A 1,167-nucleotide genomic window follows, 5' to 3' on the forward strand; every position below is an offset into this window, starting at 1 on the left:
CGCTGCGCACGGGCCCGTGCGCAGCGGACCTGCCACGCCCGAGTACGGTGCGCAACCGTGCAATATCTCGATGGCGGGCCCCGGACGGGGCCCGGGGGCATCTGAACCCCGACCACAGCAGGTCACAGACCTGCCTGCGCATCTAGTTGCGCAGTGGCCGCGCCGACGCGGGCGGCGTGGTCGAGTCCGGCCGGCTCTCGCCTCCATTCGCGGAACTCATAACGGTGAGTTTGCCGTGAAGATCAGCACCCGCAACAGGACGCAGCATCCTCACGCTCCGGGCGGGTCGCGCAGCAACTGGCGGACCACACGATAAATCGCCAGGCTGCGGGCGAGACCGGGGCGGCGTAGGCGGTGATGACGAGGACGGCCACGGCGGCGAAGGTGGTAAGCGGGCCGATCCAGCAGGACATCAGCAGCACGGCCCTGGAGAAGGCGGCGCTAGAGATCGAGACGCTACGGATCGAGATCATCGGCATGCTCGTCACCCTGGCGATCGAGATCGCCGTGGACCTGGCCATGGCTCCCTTCACATTCGGAGCCAGCGAAGCGGCCATCCCCGTACAGATGGCCGCCACGCGCGTCGTCACAGTCACCTTGATCCGCAAGACCCTCATCCGGCCCGCGACACACAAGGCGGACTCCGAGCTTCAGCAGGTGAGCTGGGCACTGCTGGCGCAACTGGTCGAGATGGGCAAACACGAACGCGGTTCCATCGACAGCAGCGAACTCGCTCGCTCCGCCATCAGCGGGGCCGTGGGCGGGGCGGTCGGCTTCGGGGCGGGAAGCCTGGGCGCGAGTGCGCTCCCAGACCGCGTCCTGCTGAGCTCTGGCGAGGACGGCGATCGCCCTGACTAGGTCGGAGTCGCTCGGCAGCGGACGGTGGAACTCGGTGTCCGTGCACAGGATGTTCGCCAGGACAACGGCGTCCTGGTGGTCGGACTTCTTGCGGGAGACGGCGTGCCGGTCCCGATAGCGGGCGATGGCCATCGGATTGATCGCATAGACCTGGCGGCCGGAGGCTCGCAGGCAGGCGACCAGCAGACCCCGGGAAGTCTGGATCGCGACCGGGATGGGATCGTCCGGGCTGTCGCCATGCTCGGCGAGCAGATCCAGCAGGTCCTGGAAGCCGGCCGCGTCGTCGCTGATCCTGAGTCTGCCGAGCAG

1 protein-coding gene and 1 pseudogene are annotated in these 1,167 nt (G+C 68.2%); one reads left to right on the forward strand and one right to left on the reverse strand.

The features are described 5' to 3' along the window. Positions 1–357 precede the first annotated feature (357 nt). Positions 358–858: a hypothetical protein gene (locus ABT085_RS46490; RefSeq protein ID WP_351623301.1), complete on the forward strand. Its 501-nt coding sequence runs from the start codon at positions 358–360 to the stop codon at positions 856–858. Here ABT085_RS46490 and ABT085_RS46495 read toward each other — a convergent pair. Then, a pseudogene (locus ABT085_RS46495) lies at positions 802–1,167 on the reverse strand (IS110 family transposase); the annotation flags it as partial. The gene ABT085_RS46490 and the pseudogene ABT085_RS46495 overlap by 57 nt on opposite strands.

The organism is Streptomyces sp. NPDC002265, from assembly GCF_040296125.1.
Lineage (GTDB): Bacteria > Actinomycetota > Actinomycetes > Streptomycetales > Streptomycetaceae > Streptomyces.